Genomic DNA, 19,995 nt, shown 5'->3' on the forward strand with positions numbered 1-19,995 from the left:
GCACGATGCACGCTGCGAGCCCTCAAGACCGTATCGTAAGCGGCATGGCAACAGCGCTCGTCACCGGGGGCACGTCCGGCATCGGAGCCGAATTCGCCCGCCAACTCGCCGCACGTGGCTGGGACCTCGTCCTGGTCGCGCGTGACGCGACCCGACTCGACGAGACGGCCGCCGCGCTCCGCGCGACGGGCCGCCGGGTCGAGGTCCTCTCCGCCGACCTCGGCGACCGCTCGGACGTCGACCGGGTCGCCGCCCGGCTGGCCGACGAGGCCTCCCCGGTCGAGCTGCTCGTCAACAACGCCGGCTTCGGCGTGCACACGCCGCTGACGTCGGAGGACGTCGCGACGCACGACGCGGCGTTCGAGGTGATGGTCCGCAGCGTGCTGGTGCTGTCCGGGTCCGCGGCACGCGCCATGCGCCTCCGGGGCCGCGGCCGCATCGTCAACGTGTCGAGCACCGCCGGCTTCATGACCATGGGCGGCTACTCGGCCATCAAGGCGTGGGTGACCTCGTTCAGCGAGAGCCTGTCGGTCGAGCTGGCGGGCACGGGCGTCGGCGTCACGGTGCTGCTGCCGGGCTGGGTGAAGACGGAGTTCCATCAGCGCGCCGGCATCCGGTCGTCGAGCATCCCGAACGCATTGTGGCTCGGCGCCGAACCACTGGTCGCCGCGTGCCTGCGCGACGTCGATGACAACAAGGTGGTCTCCATGCCCACGGTTCGGTACCGCGTGCTGTTCTGGTTGGTGCGGCACGCTCCACGCAGCGTCGTGCGCCGCGTCTCGGGCGCCATCTCGTCGAGCCGTCGGAAGCCCGCGGAGTCGTGAGCGACCCCACCCGGCCCGGCCACCCGCGGCGCGAGGCCGTCGCCCGCGCCGCGACCGACGTCACCGACCGCTTCAGCTCGCGCGGCCGGGCGATGGCCCGGTACGTCGCCCAGCGCGTCGTCCTCAAGCCGACGATCTGGTCGATCACGAGCGTCACGGTCATCGACCGCGACCGCCTCAAGGGCGTCGAGGGCGGCTTCATCGTGGTGGCGAACCACTCGAGCCACCTCGACGCGCCCCTCATCCTCGGCGCGCTGCCGCGCCGGCTCGCCCGCTACCTCGCGACCGGGGCCGCGGCCGACTACTTCTTCGACGTGCCGTGGCGGCGCCAGCTGACCGAGCTGTTCTTCAACGCCTTCCCCGTGCAGCGCGGCTCGTCGACCGCGACGCCCGCGGGCACGCCCGGCTCGGCGACGCCCCAGGCCCCCGGGGCCGTCGCCGCGGCGGCGGCCGCGGCCGCCGCGCACCCGTCGACCGGCGCGACGCCGGCGCAGTCCGCCGCCCGCCGCAAGGCCGCCGCGAAGTCGGCCGCCCGCAAGCGCGCCGGCCAGCCCACGGTCAGCGCCCGGTCGCTGCTCGAGCGCGGCTACCCCGTGCTGGTCTTCCCCGAGGGCACGCGCTCGAAGGACGGCTCGGTCGCCGCGTTCAAGCCCGGTGCCGCCGCGCTGTCGGCGGCGTGCGACGTGCCGATCATCCCCCTCGCCCTGATCGGGGCGCACATCGCCCACCCCCGCGGGTCGGCCTGGCCGAGGCCCGGCCGGCTGCCCGTCGGCGTGGCCTTCGGCGACCCGATGCGGCCCGAGCCCGGCGAGACGCCGGTGCAGTTCTCGGCCCGCCTGCGCGACGAGATCCTGCGTCTGAAGGACGCGAACACCGCCCGTATCCTGGGTCCCGACACCCCGTCCGAAGGAGCACGACCGTGACCGACGTCCAGAGCAAGCCGGAGACCGAGGTGCGCGACCACGGCGTCGCGCACATGAAGTGGTGGGGCTGGGGCGTCGAGGGCGTCGCCTTCCACCACGACGACAAGCCGGGCTTCGCCCCGTTCGTCAAGAAGATCGTCGGCGTCGAGCTGTCGCAGGGCCAGCACGACACGGGCCTCGACTTCTCGCAGCTCACCGTCCCGGCCTCGCGCGCCTCCTCCGAGGTCGTCGACTCGCTCGTGCAGATCGTGGGCACCGAGCACGTCGACCAGGGAGACCACGACCGCGTCGTCCACACGTACGGCAAGAGCATCCGCGACCTGATCCGCATCCGTGCGGGCGTCCTCGACCGGGTGCCCGACGTCGTCGTCTACCCGGCCGACGAGGCCGAGGTGCAGCAGATCGTCGACCTCGCCGTCGCGAGCGACGTCGTGCTCATCCCCTTCGGCGGCGGCAGCAACATCGTCGGCAGCCTCGAGCCGATGCCCACGGAGGAGCGCACCGTCGTCTCGCTCGACATGGGCCGCCTCTCGAAGGTGCTCCACGTGGACGAAGACAGCGGTCTCGCCCGCATCCAGGCCGGCGGCCAGGGCCCCGACCTGGAGGAGCAGCTCAACGCCCGCGGCTGGACCCTCGGCCACTTCCCCGACAGCTTCACGCACTCGACGATGGGGGGCTGGGTCGCGACCCGCTCCTCCGGCATGCAGAGCGACAAGTACGGCGACATCGCCGACATCACCAAGGGGCTGCGCGTCGTCCGCCCCGGGGGCGTGCTCGTCATCCGGGCCGTGCCCAGCGCCTCCACCGGGCCGTCGCTCCGCGAGATGATCATCGGCTCGGAGGGGCGCCTCGGCGTCATCACCGAGGTCACCGCGCAGGTGCACCGCCTGCCCGAGAAGCGCGAGATCCTCGCTTACCTCTTCCCGTCGTGGCACGACGGCCTCGCGGCGATGCAGGCCATCGCCGAGAGCGACGCCCACCCGTCGGTGACGCGCGTCAGCGACGCCCACGAGACCGCGTTCTCGTTCGCGACCTCGAAGGAGAGCAAGGGCATCTCGAAGGTCGTCAACGACGCCCTCCCGAAGGTGCTGAAGGCCAAGGGCTGGGACGTCGAGGCGATGTGCCTGTCGTTCATCGGCTACGAGGGCAGCCCCGAGCACGTCGCCCAGACGCAGAAGGCCGTCGCCAAGATCGTCAGGGCGAACCGCGGCATGAGCGTCGGCAAGGGGCCGGGCAAGCTCTACGACCAGAAGAAGTTCGACACGCCCTACCTGCGCGACTTCTTCATGGACCACGGAGGCGCGGCCGACGTCAGCGAGACCGCCGCACCGTGGTCGAAGCTGCGCGACGTCTCCGCCCGCGTCTACGCCGCGGCGAACCAGGCGTTCGACCAGATCGGCGTGCAGGGCTGGATCATGGGCCACCTGTCGCACTCGTACCACTCGGGGGCGTGCCTCTACTTCACCTTCGCGTTCGAGCACGGCGCCGACGCCGAGGCCGAGTACGACGTCGTGAAGCACGCGATCCAGCAGGCGTTCATCGACACCGGCGCGACCGTGTCGCACCACCACGGGGTCGGCCTCGAGCACGCCCCGTGGCTCGAGCAGGACGTCTCGACGCAGGGCATCCAGGTGATGCAGGGGCTGTTCGACTCGGCCGACCCGGGCCGCGTCTTCAACCCGGGCAAGATCACCGGCGCGTAGCGACCGGGCAGGAGGCGCGGGTGGGCCCTCGGGCCGACCCGCGCCTCCTGCGCGACCTGCACCTCCGGTCACCGGGAACACGGTCGACCTAGGATGTGTTGATCGCAGGTACCGCTCGCACCCGGCGGGCCCTCACGGAAGAGACGCGCATGACCGGAATCCACGGCGACATCACCTCGGCCTTCGGCGACACCCCCCTCGTGCGGCTCAACGCGCTCGCCGTGCCCGGCGGCGCGGAGGTCGTCGTCAAGCTCGAGTTCTACAACCCCGGCGGCAGCGTCAAGGACCGCCTCGGCGTCGCCATCGTCGACGCGGCCGAGGCGAGCGGCGAGCTCAGGCCAGGCGGCACGATCGTGGAGGGCTCGAGCGGCAACACCGGCATCGCCCTCGCGCTCGTCGGCGCTGCCCGCGGCTACCGCGTCGTCGTGACGATGCCCGAGACGATGAGCGTCGAGCGCCGCACGATCATCGCCGCCTACGGCGCCGAGGTCGTGCTCACCCCCGGCAGCGAGGGCATGCGCGGCGCCGTCGAGCGCGCGAAGCAGATCGTCGACGAGACCGAGGGCGCCGTCTGGGCCCGGCAGTTCGAGACCGACGCCAACGCGGAGATCCACCGCCGGACGACCGCCCCCGAGATCCTCCGCGACACCGACGGGAAGATCGACTTCTTCGTCGCCGGCGTCGGCACGGGCGGCACCATCACCGGCGTCGGCCAGGTGCTGCACGAGCAGGTGCCCGGCGTGAAGGTCGTGGCCGTCGAGCCCGCCGACTCGCCGCTGCTCAGCGAGGGCAAGGCCGGCCCGCACAAGATCCAGGGCATCGGCGCCAACTTCGTGCCGGAGCTGCTCGACCGGTCGCAGATCGACGAGGTGTTCCCCGTCCAGCTCGACGACGCCCTGCGGGTCGCCCGCGACCTCGCCGCCAAGGAGGGCATCCTCTCCGGCATCTCGTCGGGAGCGATCGTCCACGCCGCGCTCGAGATCGCCGCCCGGCCCGAGAACGCCGGCAAGCGCATCGTGGCCATCGTCTGCGACACGGGCGAGCGCTACCTGTCGACGGTCCTCTTCCAGGGCCTCGCGGGCGCCGGCGCCGGCGCGTAGCGTGCGGGCGGTCGCCCGCCTGGGGGAGGACGTCGCGGCCGTGCGCCGGCGCGACCCCGCCGCCCGGGGGCGTGTCGAGACGGCCCTGGTCTACCCGGGGCTGCACGCCGTGTGGCTGCACCGCGTGGCGAGCCGCCTGTGGCGGGCCGAGGGCCTGACCCGCCGGCTCGGCGGGCGCGTCGCCGCGCGGCTCGTGGCGCACGCGGCGCGGTCGCTGACGGGGGTGGAGATCCACCCCGGGGCCCGCCTGGGGCGCCGCTTGTTCATCGACCACGGGATGGGCACGGTCGTCGGCGAGACGGCGGTCGTCGGCGACGACTGCACGCTCTTCCACGGCGTGACGCTCGGCGGCAAGGGCGGGCGGGGCGCAGGGGCACGTCGCCACCCCACGCTCGAGGACGGCGTGACCGTGGGCGCCGGCGCCTCGGTGATCGGCGGGGTCGTGGTCGGGGCGCGGAGCGTGGTGGGCGCGGGCGCCGTCGTCACGAAGGACGTGCCGGCGGACTCGGTCGCGACCGGGGTGCCCGCCGTGAGCCGGCCGCGCGGCGCCTGAGCCGCGGCGCCTGAGCGGCGGCACCTGAGGCTTGGCGCCTGAGGCGAGTCGCGACGCTGCGCCCGCGCGCCCGCTCTGCTCGGCGTGCCCGGGGCCGCCCCGCTCCGCGTCGACGGTTCAGGAGTCACCGGCTCGCCGGGCCCTCCGCGCACCCGTCGCGCCGGGCGCTCCTGAACCGTCGACGCCGCGCGTCCGCCCGAGCCGCCGAGGCCCCCGGCCGGCGGGCGGCGGGCGGCGGCCGTGCGCGGGTCGACGTGCGTCGACGGGCGTCGACGGTTCAGGAGGCGGCGGCGGCCCGTGCGCCGCGAGGGCGCCTCGCGCCGCCCGATCCTGAACCGTCGACGCGCCCCGTCAGCGCCGCGGCTCCCACCGGAACGACCGCATCGCCGCGACGCCCCCCACCACGGCCCACCCCACGCTCGGCAGCAGCAGCCACGGCAGCAGCCCGAGGTCGCCGCCGTCCCAGGCGAGGGTGACGAGCTCCATCAGACCGCCGCCCGGCAGCAGCCGCTTGACGGCGACGAGGTCGTCCGCGCCCGTCAGCTGGAACCAGAACCCCACCCCGAGCGTCAGCAGGAAGAAGGGCATCGTCGTGTACTGGGCGTGCTCCGGCGACGTGGTGACGCCGGCCGTGGCCAGCGCGGCCCCGACGAACATCGCCTCCGCGATCAGCACGGCCACGACGAGCAGCCCGGCGTGCGCCGGCGGGCTCTGCACCCCGAGCACCCCCAGCACGACGACGAGCTGCGCCAGGCTCACCGCGACCACGGGCAGCACGAGCCCGGCGAGCAGCCCGCGGTCCGACACCGACCCGCCGCGCAGCCGCTTGAGGTACAGCGTCTGCCGTCGGGCGGCGAGCGTCGTCGTCACGGTGACGTAGACGCCCATGCCGACCATGCCGAGGATCTGCACGCCGGCGAGCACGCCCGCGCTGTCGGCCCCGTCGAGCACGAGCAGCAGGGCTCCGAAGGCGAGCGGCACGAGCACGGCGCAGGCGGCGACCGTGCGGTTGCGCACCATCATGCGCAGCTCGGCGACGCCGATCGCGAGCACGGCGTTCACGGGCCGCCCGGTCGTCGGGCGGGGAGGGGCGGTGGCGGTCGAGGTGGTCACGAGAGGTCCTTCCGGTGGGGTGTGCAGGAGGCGCGGGTCGGCCCGAGCGGGCCGGTCACGCGTGGCTCAGCGAGCGGAACACGTCGTCGAGCCCCGACTCGTGCGCGCTGAGGCGCTCGAGCTCGTGCCCGGCGTCGGCCGCCCAGGCGAGCAGGGCGGCGACGTCGCGCTGCGGGTCGGCGGTCTCGACGACGACCAGCCCGTTCTCGGTGCGGGCGACGGGCAGCGGCAGGTCGTCGAGCGGCCCCGGGGCGACGAAGCGCACGGTCGTGGTCGACCCCGCGGTGAGGTCGGCGACGGTGCCCTCGCGGCGGAGCGTGCCCCGGTGCATGAGGCCGATGCGGTCGGCGTGCTGCTGGGCCTCCTCGAGGTAGTGGGTGGTCAGGAGGAAGGTGACGCCCGCCTCCCTCAGCTCCGTCACGACGGCCCAGAGCCGGTCGCGGGCCTCCGGGTCGAGGCCGGTCGTGGGCTCGTCGAGGAAGACCAGCTCGGGCGTGCCCCAGATCGCCCCGGCGAAGTCGACGCGGCGCTTCTCGCCGCCCGACAGCTGGAGCACGCGCGCGTAGGCGCGGTGGTCGATGCCCACCCGGGCGAGCACGGCGTCGACGTCGTCGGCCCGGCCCGACACGGCGCCCGACAGGGCGACGCTCTCGCGCACGGTGAGCTCGCCGGCCAGGCCGGAGTCCTGCAGCATCAGGCCCACGCGGGGCCGGGTGCGGGCGCGGTCGGCGGGGTCGCCGCCGAGCACCTCGACGCGGCCCGTGGTGGGGCGCCGGTGCCCCTCGAGCACCTCGAGCGTGGTCGTCTTGCCGGCGCCGTTCGTGCCGAGCAGGGCGTACAGCTCGCCGCGGCGCACGGTGAGGTCGAGGTCGGAGACGGCGACGTGCCCGTCGTAGGAGCAGCCCAGGCCGGAGGCGCGGATCACGTCGTCCGTCGCCGGCGGGGCCGGTCGTGTGGTGTCGGTCATGACCACGACGATCCCCGCTGCGGGCGTCGGCGCCCAGTGTCGCCGGGGCACGAGTCGCCGTGACACTTGTCACGTCGAGTCGTGACGGGAGGCGGGTCCGGCCCGCGGGGGCGGCCGTTACCGTGGAGGGATGGACCTCCCGGGCGTGACCGCCGACCGACCTGCCGAGCCCGTCGGGCCCGCCGTGCGGCCGGGGCCCGCCGACCCGGCGCGCCCCGGTGACCGGACCACCGCCTCCCCCCTGGCCCGGATGCGGCGGTACACCACCCTCTCGTTCTCGGGCATGGTCGGCGTGCTGACCGGCGTGCTCGTGCTCGTGACGGCGACCGCCACGGGCTCGCTCGCGGCGGTCGCCGCCGCCCTGCTCGTCGGCGTGCTCGTCACCGTGCTGTCGCTGTCGTGGGAGCACGGCCCGCCCCGGTCGCTGGCCATCGTCGCCCTCGTGCTCGCGGAGGCCGCCTGGTGCGTCTCGCTCGCCCTCGGCACGAGCTCGTGGGGAGCGCTGCCCGTCGCCGTCGCCGTGGCCGTCGTCGCCACGACGCCCCGGTCGGGGGCGCCGCGGGGGAGCGCACCGCGCGGCTGGCCCTGGCTCGTGGGGGGCGTGCTGGCCGTGGCCGCGCCCCCCGTTATGGCCGGGGCCCTGGGCGAGCTGCCCGCCGCCGCGGTGGCGCCGGTGACGACGAGCGCGGTCGTGTTCGTCGTGGCCGCGTGGAGCGCCTACCGCCTCAACCGCTACCAGTTCGCGCTGTACCTCGAGATCGACGCGGCGCGCGCGACGGAGGCCGAGCTCGCCGTGCTGCGCGAGCGCTACCGGTTCTCGACCGACCTGCACGACATCCAGGGCCAGGCCCTGCACGTCGGCCGGCTGCAGCTGCAGCTCGCCGACAAGACGCTCGACCGCGACGTCGAAGCCGCCCGGGGGCACCTGAGGGAGGCCGAGCAGCTGATCGCCCAGACGATCGCCGAGACGCGGCGGCTGGCCTACGGCGAGCGGACGGTGACCCTCGCGGGCGAGGTGGCCAACTCCGCCGAGCTCATCCGGGCCGCGGGCATCGAGCTGCGGGTCGACGGCGCCGTGCCCGCGGCCCAGCCGCTCGACGACCTGCTCGGGCTGGTCGTGCGCGAGGCGACGACGAACCTGCTGCGGCACGCGCAGGCCGAGCACGTGGTGATCGAGCTGGCTCCCGGCGCGGTCTCGGTGGTCAACGACGGCGCCGCGCCGAACGGCCGGGGCCTCAGCGGCCTGGCCCGGCTCGGCGACCGCTTCGCCGCGGCCGGGGGAGTGCTCGAGACGTCGCAGCACGGCGGCACGTTCCGCACCGCGGCGCGGGTCGCGCCGTGATCCGCGTGGTCCTCGCCGACGACGAGACGCTGCTGCGCACCGCGCTCGCCGCGCTGCTCGACCTGAGCGACGAGATCGAGGTCGTCGCCCAGGCCCAGGACGGCCTCGAGGCGGTCTCCCTGGTCGAGCGGCACCGGCCCGACGTGGTGCTGCTCGACCTCGAGATGCCCGGGCTCGACGGCGTCGACGCGGCCACCCGCATCCTCGCCGCGCGCCCCGACCAGGCCGTCGTGCTGCTCACCCGCCACGGCCGGCCGGGGGTGCTGAAGCGGGCGCTGTCGGCGGGGGTGCGGGGGTTCCTGCTCAAGTCGGTCGACCCCGACGAGCTGGTGCGCGTCGTGGTCCACGTTCACGGCGGCCGCCGCTGGATCGACGCCGACATCTCGGCCGCGGCCATGATGGACGACTGCCCGCTGACCGCACGCGAGCTCGACGCGCTGCGCCTCACCGCCGAGGGGTGGTCGGTGCGCGAGATCAGCACGCGACTCCACCTGGCCTCCGGCACCGTCCGCAACTACCTGTCGTCGGCGATGTCGAAGACGGGCAGCAGCTCGCGGCACGCGGCCGCCCGGGTCGCCCGCGAGCGCAGCTGGCTCTAGGGAGTCGCGGCGGGCGCCCCGGCGCGCGGCCGGTCGGCCACCGTGGTCAGCGCTGCGAGCCCTCGACGTCGGCGTGGCCGACGCGCTCACCGGCGGTGGCCATGTGCGCCCGCATCGCCTCGAGGGCGGCGTCGGGGTCACGGCGCGAGATCGCCTCGAAGACGGCGAGGTGCTCGCGGTAGGCGACCTCGGCCTGGCTGCGCTCGCTGAGGCCGCGCTCGACCCAGAGGCGCAGCAGCGAGCGGGTGCTCTGCAGCAGGTCGCGCAGCACGACGTTGTCGGCGCTGACCGCGATCTGGAGGTGGAACCGCAGGTCGGCCTGGAGGAACGCGTCGAGGTCGTCGAGGCTGTCGCGCATCGTGTCGACGAACCCGCGGAGCGCCTCGACCGCCTCGTCGTCGACGCGCTGGGCGGCGTAGGTCGCGGCCTGGATCTCGAGCCCGCTGCGCACCTCGATCAGCTCGCGGGTGCGCGCGGCGTTGAGCATCATGCCCCAGCTGAGGGTGGTCGGCAGCAGCTCGGACGTGGTGTCGCGCAGGTACGTGCCCGAGCCCGGCCGGACCGAGACGATGCCGAGGATCTCGAGCGCCGCGAGGGCCTCGCGCACCGCCGAGCGCCCGACGCCGAGCTGCTCGGCCAGCTGACGCTCCGGGGGGAGGCGCGACCCTGGGACGAGATCGCCGACGGTCAGCAGCGCGATCAGCTGCTTCACGACCTCGCCGACGGCGGTGCCCTTCGGCACGAGCTCGAGCTCGAGCCGGAGGCTCGTGGGGTCGTCGTCGGGGTAGGCAGGCACGGCCCCGAGCTTACTGAGCGGCCCGGGACGGCTGCTGGCGACCCTCGCGCGGGTGCCCCTTGGGCGCCCCTCGGGTGCACCGACTGGTCAACCGGTTGACAAGTCGGCCGTGACGGGGGCAGCATGGACACCACGCCGCCGGGCCCACGGTCGGCCCGAACGATGACGTTGAGCACGAAGGAGTCGATGTGGACACCACCGCCCGAGCGACGGAGGCCATGAGCCCCGTCGAGAAGTCCGCGATCAGGAAGGTCGCGATCCGGCTGGTGCCGTTCGTCGCGTTGATGTTCTTCATCAACTACCTCGACCGCACCGCGATCGGCTTCGCCGCCCCGAACGGCATGGAGAGCGACCTCGCCCTGTCGGCCGCTCAGTTCGGCTTCGCGTCGGGCGTCTTCTTCATCGGCTACATCCTGCTCGAGGTGCCCTCGAACCTCGCCCTGCACAAGTTCGGCGCCCGCAAGTGGCTCGCCCGGATCATGGTCACCTGGGGCGTCGTGGCGCTGCTCTTCACCTGGGTGCAGAACTTCGAGCAGCTCGTCGTGCTGCGCTTCCTGCTCGGCGTCATGGAGGCCGGCTTCTTCCCCGGCGCCATCCTCTTCCTCAGCCTCTGGGTGCCCGCGCGGCACCGCAGCAAGATCCTCGCCCTGTTCTACCTGGCGCAGCCCCTGACCACCGTGATCGGGGCCCCGCTCGCCGGCTGGCTGATCAGCCACGACGGCGCGTTCTTCGGCCTCGAGGGCTGGCGCTTCATGTTCCTCGGCGTCTCGGTGCCGGCGATCGTGATCGGCGTCGTGGCGTGGTTCTACCTCAAGGACAAGCCCGCCGACGCGAAGTGGCTCACCCGGGAGGAGCAGGTCTGGCTGACCGGCGCCCTGCAGAAGGAGGCGGCGACCAAGACCGGCTCGACCGCCGGCGGGAAGCACCCCAGCATGTGGAAGGTCTTCGGCAACGGCCGGGTCTGGATGCTGAGCTTCATCTACTTCGGCTTCGTCTACGGGCTCTACGCGCTCGCCTTCTTCCTGCCGACGATCATCGGCGGCTTCCAGGAGCAGTACGGCACCGACTTCAGCATCACCGAGCGCGGCTTCATCACGGCCATCCCGTACGTGCCCGCCGCGATCGCGCTGTACTTCTGGTCACGAGACGCCACGAAGCGCGGCCTCCGCACCTGGCACATCGCCCTGCCGGCGCTGGTCGGGGCGGTGAGCATCCCGCTCGCGCTGTTCGCCGGCTCGCCCGCCGCCACCATCGCGGTGATCGCGGTCACGGCCATGGCCATCTTCGCGGCGCTGCCCAACTTCTGGACCCTGCCCACGCAGTTCCTCACCGGCGTCGCGGCCGCCGCGGGCATCGCCCTGATCAACACGATCGGCAACCTCGCGGGCTTCAGCGCCCCGTACATCACCGGGGCGGTCACCGACTGGACGGGCAACTACGAGGTGCCCATGTTCATCGTCGGCGGCTTCATGCTCCTGTCGGCCGTGCTGATGGTCGTGCTGAGCCGGATGAAGAAGCCCGAGGGCGCCGCGACGCCCGAGGAGGCCCGCGACCTGGCCGCCACCGCCGGCCTCGACTGAGGCCCGGCCGCTGCCGCCGGCAGCTGCACCCGGCTGCTGCCGCCGGCCGCCGCCCCGGCGCGGCCCCTCGACCGCATGGGCCCGGGCGTCCCCCCTCCCCGGGCCCGTGCGCCCCACCCCACCGCCTCGCCGACCGCGCCGCCGCGGCCGCTCGACCACCGCCTCCCTGGAGTTCCCATGACCCGCCTCTACAACGACCCGAGCGACTTCGCCGACGAGATGACCGACGGCTTCGTCGCGGCGAACCAGCGCTGGGTGCGCCGCGTGCACGGCGGCGTCGTCCGCGCCACGCGGTCGACGCCCGGCACCGTCGCGCTGGTCGTCGGCGGCGGCTCGGGCCACTACCCCGCCTTCGGCGGCCTGGTCGGCCAGGGCCTCGCCCACGGCGCCGCCCTCGGCAACCTCTTCGCCTCGCCCTCGTGGCAGCAGGTGCGCTCCGTGGCCCGCTCGGCCCACAGCGGCGGGGGAGTGCTGCTGAGCTACGGCAACTACGCGGGCGACGTGCTCAACTTCGACGCGGCGCAGGCGAAGCTCGTCGCCGAGGGCATCGAGACCCGCACGGTGCGCGTCACCGACGACATCGCCAGCGCCCCCGCGGCGGACGCCCACAAGCGCCGCGGCATCGCCGGCGACCTGACCGTCTTCAAGGTCGCCGCCGCCGCGGCCGAGGCGGGCTGGTCGCTCGACGAGGTCGTCCGCGTCGCCGAGGCGGCCAACGCCCGCACCCGGAGCGTCGGCGTCGCCTTCACCGGCTGCTCGCTGCCGGGCGCCGACGAGCCGCTGTTCACCGTGCCCGAGGGGCGCATGGCGGTCGGCATGGGCATCCACGGCGAGCCCGGCATCGGCGAGGTCGACGTGCCGACGGCCGACGGCCTGGCCGCCCTGCTCGTCGAGTCGCTGCTGGCCGACGCCGAGCGGCCCGAGGGCGTCGAGGAGGCGCGGGGCCAGCGGGTCGCCGTGCTCCTGAACGGCCTCGGCTCGGTCAAGTACGAGGAGCTGTTCGTCGTCTACGCGAAGGTCGACGCGCTGCTGCGCGAGGCCGGGGTCGAGGTCGTCGAGCCGGAGGTCGGCGAGCTCGTCACGAGCTTCGACATGGCCGGCGCCTCGCTCACGCTGTTCTGGCTCGACGACGAGCTGGAGTCGCTCTGGGCGGCGCCCGCCGACGCCCCGGCGTACAAGAAGGGCTCCGTCGACGTCGCGGCGCGCGCCGACGACGCGGAGCTCGAGGCGCTCGTCGCCGCGCCCGTCCCGCCCGCGACGGCCGCGTCGCGCGAGGCGGCCGAGCTCGTGCTCGCCGCCCTCGAGGCGGTCCAGGCCACCGTCGAGCAGCACGCCGACGAGCTCGGCCGGATCGACGCGGTGGCCGGCGACGGCGACCACGGCATCGGGATGCTCCGCGGCGTGGGCGCCGCGGTCGCCGCGGCCCGCGAGGCGCTGCAGGCGGGGGCCGGCGCCGGCACCCTCCTCGACCGGGCCGGCGACGCCTGGTCCGACCGCGCCGGCGGCACCTCCGGCGCCCTGTGGGGCTCCGCGCTGGCGAGCCTCGGCGCGGCCGTCGGCGACGACGAGGCGCCGACGCGCACCTCCGTCGTGGCCGGCGTCGGCGGAGCGACCGAGGCGATCCTCGAGTTCGGCGCCGTCGTCGGCGACAAGACCATGGTCGACGTGCTCGTGCCCTTCGACGAGGCCCTCCGTACCGAGGTCGAGCGGGGCGCCGACCTCGCGACCGCCTGGGCCCGGGCCTCCGTCGTCGCCCTCGCCGCCGCCGCCGCGACGGCCGACCTGCTGCCGCGCATGGGCCGCGCCCGCCCGCACGCCGAGAAGAGCCTCGGCACCCCCGACGCCGGCGCGACCTCGCTCGCGCTGATCACGGAGGCCGTCGGCCTCGTCGTCGCGAGCCGGCAGCGGGCCTGACCCGCGCCTCCTGCACGCCCCTTCCCCGCACCACCCCACGAAAGGCACCACCATGGCTGACCAGCTGCGCATCGTCGTCGGATCGGACGACGCCGGGTTCGACTACAAGGAGGTCCTCAAGGCGGACCTCGCGGCGAACGACGGCGTCGCCAGCGTGGTCGACGTCGGCGTCGGCTCCGACGGGCACACCGCCTACCCCCACGTCGCCGTCGACGCCGCCCGCATGGTGGCCTCGGGCGAGGCCGACCGCGCGATCCTGATCTGCGGCACGGGGCTCGGCGTCGCCATCGCGGCGAACAAGGTGCCCGGCGTCCGCGCCGTCACCGCCCACGACTCGTTCTCGGTCGAGCGGGCCGTCCTCTCGAACGACGCGCAGGTGCTGTGCATGGGCCAGCGGGTCGTCGGCGTCGAGCTGATGCGCCGCCTGGCACGCGAGTACCTGACCTACCGCTTCGACACGACGAGCGCCTCGGCCGACAAGGTCGCGGCGATCTGCGGCTACGACGGCTCGGCCGAGCCCGTCGGGATCGACGCGCGGTCGTGACGGCCGCCTCACCGGCCTTCACGATCGGGGTCAGCCTCAAGACGTACCTCAGCCACGCGCGCACCGTCGCGTGGGCGACCGAGCTGGCCGAGGTCGCCCGGCGCCACCCCGCGGTGCGCGACGGGGTCGTCGAGCTGTTCGTCGCGCCCACCTTCCCGTCGCTCGTGCCCGTGCGCGACGTGCTCGCCGGCACCGGCGTGCGGCTCGCCGCTCAGGACGTCTCGGCCACCGGCCCGGGGGCGTCCACCGGCGAGGTCAGCGCGGACGAGCTCGCCGAGATCGGCTGCTCGATCGCCGAGGTGGGGCACGCCGAGCGGCGCGCGCTCTTCCACGAGGACGACGCGGTCGTCGCGGCCAAGACGGCCGCCGCGCTGCGGAACGGCCTCACGCCGCTGATCTGCGTCGGCGAGGACGACCGGGCGCCGGCCGCCGTCGCCGCGCGCGAGGTGCAGCGGCAGGTCGACGCGGCGCTCGCCGCCGTCGAGGACTCAGGACGCGTCGTCGTCGCGTACGAGCCGGTGTGGGCGATCGGCGCGGAGTCTCCTGCGTCGTCGACGCACATCGCCGCCGTGGTCGCCGCGCTCGAGGGTCACCTCGCCGCGCTGCCCGGGCACGCCGACAGCCGCGTCATCTACGGCGGCAGCGCCGGCCCCGGCCTGCTCACCGAGCTCGGGGGGCAGGTGCGCGGCCTCTTCCTGGGGCGTCGCGCGCACGACGTGTCCGCCGTCGAGGGCGTCCTCGACGAGGCGCTGGCGCTGGCGGCGGTCGCGCCGGTGGCGCCGGCCGCGGCGGTCGCGGAGGTCGCCTCGTGATCGGCCTGAGCACCTACGCCTACTTCTGGCGCGGCAGCGAGCACGTGCCCGCGCCGATGAGCCTCGCCGACATGCTGCGCGACACCGCGGCGCAGGGCGTCCGGCTCTTCCAGATCTGCGACCACGCCCCGCTGGCCGACCACGACGACGAGCAGCTCGCCGCCCTGCGGGCGCTCGCCGACGAGCTCGGGCTCACGCTGCAGCTCGGCACCCGGGGCACCGACCCGGCCGTGCTGCGGAGCTGGCTGCGCCTCGCGGTCGCGCTCCGCGCCTCCCTCGTCCGCACGATGTGGACGGCCGGCGACGACCGTCCCGACGCCGTCGAGACGGAGCGTCGCCTGCGGGCCGTGCTGCCCGAGTACGAGGAGGCGGGGGTCACACTCGGCCTCGAGACCTACGAGCAGGTCGGATCCGCCGAGCTCGTGGCGGTCGTGCAGGCCGTCGGCAGCCCGCGGCTCGGCATCGTGCTCGACCCCGCGAACACGGTCGCGGCCCTCGAGCACCCCGCCGACGTGACGGCGCGGTGCCTGCCCTTCGTCGTCAACTGGCACGTCAAGGACTTCGCCTTCTCGCGGCAGGACGGCTGGGTCGGGTTCGCGCTCACCAGCACGCCCCTCGGCGAGGGGCGGCTCGACCACGCCGGCATCCGGGCGGCGCTCGCCGAGCGCGACGGCGGCACGTCCGGCGTCGACGAGGTCGTCGAGCACTGGCTGCCCTGGCAGGGCGACCCCGAGACCACCACCCGGCTCGAAGCCGAGTGGACGACGAAGACCATCTCTGAGCTAAGGAGCAAGAACCATGACTGACACCCTCGACACCACCGCCCCCGAGAGCACCGTCACCCACGCCGACGGCCAGGGCTCGCCCGACGTGACGGTAGCCGTCATCGGCGCCGGCGGCAAGATGGGCCAGCGCGTCTCGAACAACCTGGCCAAGAGCGCCTACACCGCCCTCTACAGCGAGGCCTCACCCGCCGGCGTCGAGCTGATCGAGTCGCTCGGCCGCACCGTCACGCCGACCGACGTGGCCGTGGCCGACGCCGACGTGGTCATCCTGGCCGTGCCCGACGTCGTGCTCGGGAAGGTCTCCGAGCAGGTCGTGCCCGCGATGAAGTCGGGCGCGGTCATCCTCACCCTCGACCCCGCCGCCGCCTACGCCGGCCTGCTGGCCGACCGCGACGACATCCACTACGCCGTGGCGCACCCGTGCCACCCGTCGGTGTTCCTCGAGCGCACCACGAAGGAGGAGTGGGCCGACACGTTCGGCGGCGTGGCCGCGCCGCAGGAGGTCATCGCCGCGCTCGAGGGCGTCGACGAGGGCTCGCCCGTGCGGGAGCTGGCCACGCAGGTCATCTCGACGATCTACGCCCCCGTCATCGCGGTGCACTACGTGACCGTGAAGCAGCTCGCCGTCCTCGAGCCCACGCTCGTCGAGACGATCGCGTGCATGGTCGGCGCGTTCCTCAAGGAGGCGCTGGAGGAGACCGTCGACGGCGTCGGAGTGCCCTACGAGGCGGCCCGCGCCATGCTCTACGGCCACACCTGGATCGCGCTGACCAACGGCCTCCGCGGCTCGAACCCCTTCAGCGACGCCTGCCACATCGCCATGGACTACGGCCGCGAGTCGATCGTCAAGGACGACTGGAAGAAGATCTTCGACGACAGCGAGCTCGACTCCGTCATCGCGCGCATGCTGAAGATCGACGCCGTGCAGCGCTGAGGGCGACCTGCGCCACGCTCGTGAGCGGGGCGTGGAGGAGGCGGTGGCGGCGTCGGCGACGCGGCCACCGCCTCCTGTCGTGCGTGCCGGGCATCCCGTCGCCGGGTGCCCCGTCGCCGGGTGCCCCGCGGCGGGTCGGCTCGGGTCAGCTCGGCATGGTCGGGGCGGCCTGCTCGTCGTCGAGGGCCTCCTCGCCGGCCTCCTCGTCGGCCGCGGCCTGCGGGTCGGTGCCGGTCTCGCCCTGCCGCTCGCGGAGGACGTCGTCCTTCGCCGCGTCGCCCTCGCCGGCGTGGTCGTGCTCGACCTGCTCGGCCAGGCCACGGGTCTTCTCGGCGTCGGTGGCCTCGTCGGCACCGTCCATGATGGGTCGGGTCATCTTCTCGTCGCTCATGGTCGGAGGGTACCTCCCGACGCCGTGCGGGCGGGGGCCTGCGTCCAGGCAGCGTCGGCGGGGGCGGTCGCACCCGGCCGCGGAGCCGTGCGGGCCCGCGCCGATCGGCCTACCGTCGCCCGCATGATCAGGGAACTCTGGCTCCTCCGGCACGGCGAGAGCACCGCCAACGTCGCCGCCACCGCCGCCGAGCAGGCCGGCTCCGAGACCATCGACGTCGAGCAGCGCGACGCCGACGTGCCGCTCAGCGAGCGCGGCGTCGAGCAGGCCCGGGCGCTCGCGGGCTGGCTCGCCGAGCACGGGCTCGACGCCTCGACGGTGGGCGCCGCCTCCCCGGGCGGCGACGCGGGCTCGTCCGCCACGTCGTTCTGGTGCTCGCCCTACCTCCGGGCCCGGCAGACCATCGGCACCGCGCTCGACGAGGCCAGGCTCGCCCCGGTGGTGCGGGTCGACGAGCGCCTCCGCGACCGCGAGCTCGGCGTCCTCGACCTGCTCACCCGGCGCGGCGTCGCGGCCCGGCACCCCGACGAGGAGGCGCGGCGCGAGCGGCTGGGCAAGTTCTACCACCGGCCTCCCGGCGGCGAGTCGTGGGCGGACGTCGCCCTGCGGGTCCGGTCGCTGCTGCGCGACCTCGACGAGCTGCCCGGCGACCGGGTCGTCGTGACCGCCCACGACGCCGTCGTCATGCTCTTCCTCTACGTCTGCACCGGCCTGAGCGAGGCCGACCTGCTCGAGTTCGCCCGGTCGAACACCGTCACCAACGCCTCCGTCACGCGGCTGTCCCGCACCGACGGCGACGCGTGGTGGACCCTCGACGCCTTCGCCGACGTCGCCCACCTCGACCGCGGCGACGCCCCGGTCACGACCCACGGAGGAGACCGTGATGTCCAGCCCCGATGAGATCGTCGTCACCCCCGACCTGCTGCGCGGCTGGGAGCTCCCGTCCGCCGGCGCCGGCAAGTACTCGCGGGGCCAGGTCGTCGTGGTCGGCGGAGCGGCGCGGACCCCCGGCGCGGCCATGCTCGGCGCCTGGGCCGCGCTCCGGGTCGGGGCGGGCCGCCTGACCCTCGCCGTCGCCGGGTCCGTCGCCCCGCACGTGGCCGTGGCCCTGCCGGAGGCGGGGGTCGTGCCCCTGGGGGAGACCGACGGCGGCCACGTGGTCGGCTCGTCGCTCGCCCAGGCCTCGAGCGACCTGGAGGGGGCCGACGCCGTGCTGGCCGGGTCGGGGCTCGACGACGCGGACGAGGCGGAGGCCCTGGTGCGACTCCTGCCCGACCTCGTCGGCGACGACGCCGTCGTCGTGCTCGACGCCTTCGCGCTGGGGGTGCTGCCCCGGTGCGGCGACGCGGTCGACCCGCTGCGCGGGCGCCTCGTGCTGACGCCGAACCCGAGCGAGGCCGGCCGGCTGCTCGAGCGCGACGTCGACGACCTGCCGAGCGATCTCCTCGAGATCGCCCGGCGCTGGGGCGCCGTGGTGGCGTGCCAGAGCTTCGTGGCCTCCGACGACGGGCGGCTGTGGCGGTCGGGCGCGGGGCACCCGGGGCTCGGCACGTCGGGCAGCGGCGACGTGCTCGCCGGAGCGGTCGCGGGGCTCGCGGCCCGCGGGGCGACCCCGGCACAGGCGGCGGTCTGGGCGACCCACGCCCACGCGACGGCGGGCGACCGCCTGTCGGTGGGCGTCGGGCCGATGGGGTTCCTCGCGAGCGAGCTGCTCGACGAGCTGCCGCGCGTGCTGGTGGAGGTGGGGGCGTAGCCGGCGCTCGCGGCGGCGGCGGCGTCGGCGTCGGTGGCGGTGGCGCCTAGGCGTCGACGCGCGGGCGCGTCTCGGCGGCGACGGACGTCGCGGGAGCAGCCTCCGCCCGTCCGGACTCCTCGCGGGTCGGGGTCGACGACGGCTCGAACCGGTCCTTGAGGCGCAGCGCGGGCTGCTCGACGAAGCGGTGCGACAGCCAGGCGGTCGTCACGGCCGCGGCGATGACGGCCACGGCGCCGAGCGCACCGGGCACGACCGGCTCGATGAGGGCGATGAACACGACGTGCCAGAGGTAGAGCGGGTACGACAGGGCCCGGCCGAACCAGGCGACCGGCCCGAGCGACAGCACCCGTGCCGGCAGGGTCGGGCGGCAGGCGAGGCCGCCGATGAGCAGGGCCGAGGCCACCGCGACGCCGGGCAGCATCACCGTGAACGTGGTGACCTGCTGCTGCCAGCCGCTGCCGATGACGGCCAACGAGCCGACGACGCCGACCAGGCCGGCCCAGGTCGCGACCGTGCCGAACCGGCCCTGGAACGCCGCACGGCCGCGGTCGGACCCCAGCACCAGCGCCAGGGCGCAGCCGAGCAGCAACGGGGCCACGTTCAGGACAGGACTGAAGTAGATGTCGGGGGTGGCGCCTCCGGCCGGTGCGTCGAAGAGGACGCTCGAGGCGACCACCGACGCGACCACGAGGGCCGCCAGCACGGCCACGGCGACGCGACGCGCGGCCCTCAGCGCGAAGAGCAGCATGAGGAGCGGTGGCCAGACGAGGTAGAACTGCTCCTCCATCGAGAGGCTCCACATGGGGGAGAAGACGCCCTGCGACTCGCCGAGGAACGACCGGGCGACGTTGCCGGTGTAGGAGACCGCCACCAGGCCGGCGCCGAGGGCGCTCATCGTCGAGCCCTGGTAGTCGCCGATCAGCCACCAGAGGGCGAGGCCGACCACGACCACCGCGAGCAGGGTCGGGTAGAGGCGAAGGACGCGGCGCAGCCAGAACCGGCCGAGGCGGATGCGGCCGGTGCGGGCCCGCTCGCCGACCAACAGGGTCGTGATCAGGTAGCCGCTGAGCACGAAGAAGACGTTGACCCCGACGAAGCCGCTGCCGAAGCCGGGCACGTGCAGGTGGTAGAGCACCACGAAGGCGATGGCGACCGTCCGCAGACCGTCGAGCGGCAGCACGCGGTCACGGCGCGTCGATGTCGTCGGGGGAGCGAGGGGCATCGGACCAGTGTGGACCGGAAGGCTTGGGAACGCCCGGACGGGGCTCGGTGGGCCTAGCGGGCGCCGGGGTGTCGGGGCGCCGGCCGTTCTCGCGCCTCCCGCGTCGACGGCTCAGGAGGGTCGCGCCGCCCGGGCCG

General features: G+C 74.7%; 20 protein-coding genes. 15 read left to right on the forward strand and 5 right to left on the reverse strand.

Features of this window, described 5'->3' with window-relative positions; translation table 11 throughout:
- Positions 1-44: 44 nt before the first annotated feature.
- From IFT72_RS00610 to epsC, 5 genes are all read left to right on the forward strand, one after another.
- Positions 45-824, forward strand: a complete 780-nt coding sequence (locus IFT72_RS00610) for an SDR family oxidoreductase (protein ID WP_056052629.1) — start codon at positions 45-47, stop codon at positions 822-824.
- Positions 821-1,747: a lysophospholipid acyltransferase family protein gene (locus tag IFT72_RS00615; protein ID WP_192045293.1), complete on the forward strand. Its 927-nt coding sequence runs from the start codon at positions 821-823 to the stop codon at positions 1,745-1,747. The genes IFT72_RS00610 and IFT72_RS00615 overlap by 4 nt, the downstream gene beginning before the upstream one ends.
- Complete coding sequence (locus IFT72_RS00620) at positions 1,744-3,450, forward strand: FAD-binding oxidoreductase (RefSeq protein ID WP_371741116.1); 1,707 nt, start codon at positions 1,744-1,746, stop codon at positions 3,448-3,450. The genes IFT72_RS00615 and IFT72_RS00620 overlap by 4 nt, the downstream gene beginning before the upstream one ends.
- Positions 3,451-3,599: 149 nt before the next feature.
- Positions 3,600-4,550, forward strand: coding sequence for a cysteine synthase A (gene cysK / locus IFT72_RS00625; protein ID WP_192045294.1), 951 nt, complete (start codon positions 3,600-3,602; stop codon positions 4,548-4,550).
- A gap of 1 nt (position 4,551) precedes the next feature.
- Positions 4,552-5,103 carry a serine O-acetyltransferase EpsC gene (epsC, locus tag IFT72_RS00630; protein WP_192045295.1) on the forward strand — a complete coding sequence of 184 codons (552 nt, stop codon included), beginning with the start codon at positions 4,552-4,554 and terminating at the stop codon, positions 5,101-5,103.
- A gap of 351 nt (positions 5,104-5,454) precedes the next feature.
- Here the strand turns inward: epsC and IFT72_RS00635 are convergent, their stop codons facing one another.
- Positions 5,455-6,216: an ABC transporter permease gene (locus IFT72_RS00635; RefSeq protein WP_197981052.1), complete on the reverse strand. Its 762-nt coding sequence runs from the start codon at positions 6,214-6,216 to the stop codon at positions 5,455-5,457.
- A gap of 55 nt (positions 6,217-6,271) precedes the next feature.
- Positions 6,272-7,183 carry an ABC transporter ATP-binding protein gene (locus IFT72_RS00640; RefSeq protein ID WP_192045296.1) on the reverse strand — a complete coding sequence of 304 codons (912 nt, stop codon included), beginning with the start codon at positions 7,181-7,183 and terminating at the stop codon, positions 6,272-6,274.
- A gap of 130 nt (positions 7,184-7,313) precedes the next feature.
- On the opposite strand from IFT72_RS00640, the gene IFT72_RS16545 reads away from it, so the two are divergent.
- Positions 7,314-8,525: a histidine kinase gene (locus tag IFT72_RS16545; RefSeq protein ID WP_192045297.1), complete on the forward strand. Its 1,212-nt coding sequence runs from the start codon at positions 7,314-7,316 to the stop codon at positions 8,523-8,525.
- On the forward strand, positions 8,522-9,124 hold the full coding sequence (locus tag IFT72_RS00650) for a DNA-binding response regulator (protein WP_192045298.1): 603 nt from the start codon (positions 8,522-8,524) through the stop codon (positions 9,122-9,124). The genes IFT72_RS16545 and IFT72_RS00650 overlap by 4 nt, the downstream gene beginning before the upstream one ends.
- A gap of 46 nt (positions 9,125-9,170) precedes the next feature.
- Here IFT72_RS00650 and IFT72_RS00655 read toward each other — a convergent pair whose 3' ends face one another.
- Positions 9,171-9,920, reverse strand: coding sequence for a FadR/GntR family transcriptional regulator (locus tag IFT72_RS00655; protein WP_056052644.1), 750 nt, complete (start codon positions 9,918-9,920; stop codon positions 9,171-9,173).
- 218 nt (positions 9,921-10,138) lie between these two features.
- Here IFT72_RS00655 and IFT72_RS00660 point away from each other — a divergent pair, with 218 nt between their 5' ends.
- From IFT72_RS00660 to IFT72_RS00685, 6 genes are all read left to right on the forward strand, one after another.
- Positions 10,139-11,500, forward strand: a complete 1,362-nt coding sequence (locus IFT72_RS00660; protein WP_056055583.1) for an MFS transporter — start codon at positions 10,139-10,141, stop codon at positions 11,498-11,500.
- 177 nt (positions 11,501-11,677) lie between these two features.
- Positions 11,678-13,414: a dihydroxyacetone kinase family protein gene (locus IFT72_RS00665; protein ID WP_192045299.1), complete on the forward strand. Its 1,737-nt coding sequence runs from the start codon at positions 11,678-11,680 to the stop codon at positions 13,412-13,414.
- A gap of 52 nt (positions 13,415-13,466) precedes the next feature.
- Complete coding sequence (locus IFT72_RS00670; RefSeq protein ID WP_056052650.1) at positions 13,467-13,958, forward strand: ribose-5-phosphate isomerase; 492 nt, start codon at positions 13,467-13,469, stop codon at positions 13,956-13,958.
- Positions 13,955-14,770: a triose-phosphate isomerase gene (locus IFT72_RS00675; RefSeq protein ID WP_192045300.1), complete on the forward strand. Its 816-nt coding sequence runs from the start codon at positions 13,955-13,957 to the stop codon at positions 14,768-14,770. Before IFT72_RS00670 ends, IFT72_RS00675 begins: the two co-directional genes overlap by 4 nt.
- Complete coding sequence (locus IFT72_RS00680; RefSeq protein ID WP_371741117.1) at positions 14,767-15,576, forward strand: sugar phosphate isomerase/epimerase family protein; 810 nt, start codon at positions 14,767-14,769, stop codon at positions 15,574-15,576. Before IFT72_RS00675 ends, IFT72_RS00680 begins: the two co-directional genes overlap by 4 nt.
- A complete protein-coding gene (locus tag IFT72_RS00685) occupies positions 15,569-16,489 on the forward strand; it encodes a phosphogluconate dehydrogenase C-terminal domain-containing protein (protein WP_167258261.1) in 921 nt (306 codons plus the stop codon). The genes IFT72_RS00680 and IFT72_RS00685 overlap by 8 nt, the downstream gene beginning before the upstream one ends.
- A 145-nt stretch (positions 16,490-16,634) precedes the next feature.
- Here the strand turns inward: IFT72_RS00685 and IFT72_RS00690 are convergent, their stop codons facing one another.
- Positions 16,635-16,880, reverse strand: a complete 246-nt coding sequence (locus tag IFT72_RS00690; protein ID WP_056052658.1) for a hypothetical protein — start codon at positions 16,878-16,880, stop codon at positions 16,635-16,637.
- Positions 16,881-17,003: 123 nt separating this feature from the next.
- Here IFT72_RS00690 and IFT72_RS00695 point away from each other — a divergent pair, with 123 nt between their 5' ends.
- On the forward strand, positions 17,004-17,780 hold the full coding sequence (locus IFT72_RS00695) for a histidine phosphatase family protein (protein WP_192045301.1): 777 nt from the start codon (positions 17,004-17,006) through the stop codon (positions 17,778-17,780).
- Entirely contained in the window at positions 17,764-18,633 is an 870-nt protein-coding gene (locus IFT72_RS00700; RefSeq protein ID WP_192045302.1) for an NAD(P)H-hydrate dehydratase, read from the forward strand. The genes IFT72_RS00695 and IFT72_RS00700 overlap by 17 nt, the downstream gene beginning before the upstream one ends.
- A gap of 46 nt (positions 18,634-18,679) precedes the next feature.
- Here IFT72_RS00700 and IFT72_RS00705 read toward each other — a convergent pair whose 3' ends face one another.
- Positions 18,680-19,858 (reverse strand): acyltransferase, encoded by a 1,179-nt coding sequence (locus tag IFT72_RS00705; protein ID WP_192045303.1) that lies wholly within the window; start codon positions 19,856-19,858, stop codon positions 18,680-18,682.
- Between the last annotated feature and the right edge of the window lie 137 nt (positions 19,859-19,995).

Source organism: Frigoribacterium sp. CFBP 8754, from assembly GCF_014841815.1.
Taxonomy (GTDB): Bacteria; Actinomycetota; Actinomycetes; order Actinomycetales; family Microbacteriaceae; genus Frigoribacterium; species Frigoribacterium endophyticum.